This is a genomic window from Pirellulales bacterium, from assembly GCA_036499395.1.
GTDB lineage: Bacteria > Planctomycetota > Planctomycetia > Pirellulales > JACPPG01 > JACPPG01.
Genome location: DASYDW010000090.1, coordinates 1 through 3,435, shown reverse-complemented (window position 1 = coordinate 3,435; position 3,435 = coordinate 1). Strand labels below are relative to the sequence as shown.

Below are 3,435 nucleotides of genomic sequence, written 5' to 3'. Positions count from 1 at the left end.
ATGATCGCGGTCATCGGCGATTCGACACAGCAGCAGGCGTCAATCGCACTGCACGCGGCCGCCGGTTTCAAACATATCGGGATTTTGCCGGATACCGGCTTCAAGCACGGCCGCTGGCTCGACACCGTGCTGATGCAGCGCACGATTGGTGCCGGCGGAACGAAGTCACCTTAAGACTGTCGTCGATGGGCCGCGGTGTATGGGTCCCCGCCTACGCGGGGACGACAGCTAATTTCAACTTCCCACCAGCGCCAGCGACGATTTGTCGATCGACGCGCGCAGCACGCGATCAAGTTCATGGCCGCGACGCAGAATGTGACCGGTCGCGGAGATCACCGAGTAGGCGCCCTGCTTGCGCGCGAGCGAGGGATCTTTCTCGATCCGGTAAAGCGGCACTTCGGAACTGCGGCGGTAGACCGAAAACACCGCGCGGTCCTTCAGAAAGTCCATCGCGTAATCGCGCCATTCGCCGGCGGCAACCTTGCGGCCGTAGAGATCGAGAATGCGATTGAGTTCGCGGCGGCTGAACGTGACCTGGCTGGGAATTTGCGTGGGGGCGGCGCCTGTGCGGGCCAAAGTTCCACCCCCGGAAGACTGGCTTGGATCAATATCGCCAGAACCGAACGACATGCGGCGCCTCCTTTTGCTTCGAAGACGATGATCGCGCCGGCATTCGCCCGCTGCAAGGGCTTCCTGCCGGCATCAAGAAGTTCCTCTGGGCGTCGAGAGTTCCCTGGGGCGTGGGCGCGAAGCGGACGAAATCCGCGAAGTTGCAATCACGAACTCGTTAAACCGTCCCACAATAAGGCCCCATTTCGGTCAATCGCTGGTCACGCTGGGTCGGCATAACAGCACCGTTGCCTCAAGGCCCGGTCCGGTTAGTTCCGGATTCCTCAGCCCCCCAGCCCCCCGGGGCTAGCTGACCGGGCCAGTTGAGTTGAGTTTTAGCGTTAGGTTCAATCCCCTAATACTTCGGGTCGGCTTTGCCGACCCGTTTTTTTTCGCGGTTGTTGCATTGGCACGAATGCGCGCTCCTACTTCTTCACCTCTCCCCATAGGGAGACGGAGCGCGCTGGTGCGCAAAGGACGATTCGTTTCTGAAGCGCGAGTGATTACCGGAGTGCCGCGGTAGCAGCGCCGAGCATCAGGCCGGGCTTGGCGGCGTCGCCGGCCTGCACGACGATATCGACGCGGTCGATATCTGCCGGCGCATAATCGCCCTTCGACAAATCGGCGACGGGCACCGAGAAATTTGCCGCTTTACCGCTCCAGTCGCCGAGCTTCACCCAGCGCCGCACCACGTTGTTGTAGGTGAGCGTCTTGCCGGTGTTTTCACCGCGGCTGATCATCACCGGTGCTTTCGCCGTGATCGGGCAAAGCCAGACCTCGGCGGACTGGGCGTCACCGGTCGCCGACGGCACGTTCACAGTGACCTTGCCGTCGGCGACAGCGATCGTGACCGAAAGCTTGAGCGGCGCGGCGCTGCTGCGGGTTTGCGCGATGGCCTTTTCGATGGCCGCCTTATCGCTGCCGAGAACGTGGACCGCGCCATTGATGACGACTTGCGGCGTGTAGACCTCGCGGTCGCCGCGCGCGTCGGCGTAAGCGCGCTGACGCAACGTATGGCCATGCAGGGCCAGCGTGTCTTTCCAGCCGAGATAGTCCCAATAGTCCACCGCGAGACTCATCGTCAGCAACGACGGATCCTGCGCCAGCTCACCGAGCAACTTGTCGGCGGCGGGACAGGACGAGCAGCCCTGACTGGTGAAAAGCTCGACAACAGCGCGTGGCCCGGCGGCGGCCGGAGCGGTCAGCGATGTAAAAACGAGAGCGGTCGCAAAGGCGATGTGGCGATAGTTCATTCAGGCCCCACAATCCCCCATCCCGGCGAGGCGCATATAAAGCGCCTTGTCGATCACCTGCCACTCACTTCGAGGTGAGTGGCCAATCGCGTCGTGGTGGGCAAAGGCCCCGTTAATTCGCCAATTGGCGAAGCACGTACTGCAGAATACCGCCGTTCTTGTAGTAATCGAGCTCGTCCGCCGTATCGATCCGGCAGATCAGCGGCACGCGCTTGAGCGTTCCGTCGCCGGAAACGATCTCGGCAGTCATCTTCTGCCGCGGCTTGAGTTCGCCGTGCAGGCCGCGGATCGTGACCTGCTCGTCGCCCTTCATACCCAGAGTCTGCCAGGAGGTACCCTCTTCGAATACCAGCGGCATGACGCCCATGCCGATCAGGTTCGAGCGATGGATGCGCTCGAACGACTGACAAATCACGGCGCGGATGCCCAGCAGCACGGAGCCCTTGGCGGCCCAGTCACGCGACGAGCCCGAGCCGTATTCCTTGCCGCCGAACACGACGAGCGGAACCTTCTCGGCCTTGTAACGCATGGCGACGTCGTAGATCGGCGCCTTCTCTTTCGACGGGTAGTGCATCGAAAAGCCGCCTTCGACGCCGGGCAGCATCTGGTTCTTCAACCGGATGTTGGCGAAGGTGCCGCGCATCATTACTTCATGATTGCCGCGGCGCGTGCCGAACTGGTTGAAGTCCTTCGGACGCACCTGATGATCACGCAGGTATTCGCCCGCCGGGCTCGCTTCCTTGATCGAACCGGCCGGAGAAATGTGGTCGGTCGTGATCGAGTCGAGCAGCAGAGCCAGCACGCGCGCGTCGACGATGTCCTCGAGCGGCTTCGGCGTTTTCGTCATGCCTTCGAAGTAAGGCGGGTTGCGCACGTAGGTCGACCGGTCGTTCCAGGCATACGTGGGGCTGCCCTTGACGCTGATCTTGCGCCAGCTCGTATCGCCCTTGAACACGTCGGCGTACTTGGTGGAGAAGATTTTCTTGGTGACGTTCTTCGCGGTGAACTCGGCGATTTCCTTGTTCGAGGGCCAGATGTCCTTGAGGAACACCTTCTTACCCTTCTGGTCGGTGCCGAGCGCATCCTTCATCATGTCGACGTTCATCGAACCGGCGATCGAGTAAGCGACGACCAGTGGCGGCGATGCCAGATAGTTGGCGCGCACGTCCGGATTGACGCGACCTTCGAAGTTACGATTGCCCGAGAGCACCGCGGCAGCGACGAGGTCGCCGTCGTTGATGGCCTTCGAATTCTGCGGCGGCAATGGACCGGAGTTACCGATACAGGTCGTGCAGCCGTAACCGACGAGATTGAAGCCGAGCTTGTCGAGGTCCTTTTGCAGACCCGCCTTCTCGAGATATTCGCCGACAACTTGCGAGCCCGGAGCGAGCGACGTCTTGACCCACGGCTTTGCGGTGAGGCCCTTGGCGGCTGCCTTACGCGCCAGCAGACCGGCCGCAAGCATCACGCCCGGGTTCGATGTGTTGGTGCAAGACGTGATCGCCGCGATGACGACGTCGCCGTGGCCGATATCGTATTTGCCGTCTTCGACCGTAACGCGCTTGGCCGCTTC

General features: G+C 61.8%; 3 protein-coding genes. All 3 read right to left on the bottom strand.

The genetic code is table 11. The features are described 5' to 3' along the window. Nucleotides 1-234: 234 nt before the first annotated feature. Entirely contained in the window at nt 235-630 is a 396-nt protein-coding gene (locus VGN12_16640) for a DUF2794 domain-containing protein (protein ID HEY4311081.1), read from the bottom strand. Nucleotides 631-1,112: 482 nt separating this feature from the next. Further along, a complete protein-coding gene (locus VGN12_16635; GenBank protein ID HEY4311080.1) occupies nt 1,113-1,862 on the bottom strand; it encodes a DUF1223 domain-containing protein in 750 nt (249 codons plus the stop codon). A 112-nt stretch (nt 1,863-1,974) separates the two neighbouring features. Beyond that, nucleotides 1,975-3,435 (bottom strand): aconitate hydratase AcnA (acnA, locus tag VGN12_16630; GenBank protein ID HEY4311079.1); only part of this gene is annotated, 1,461 nt, incomplete at its 5' end.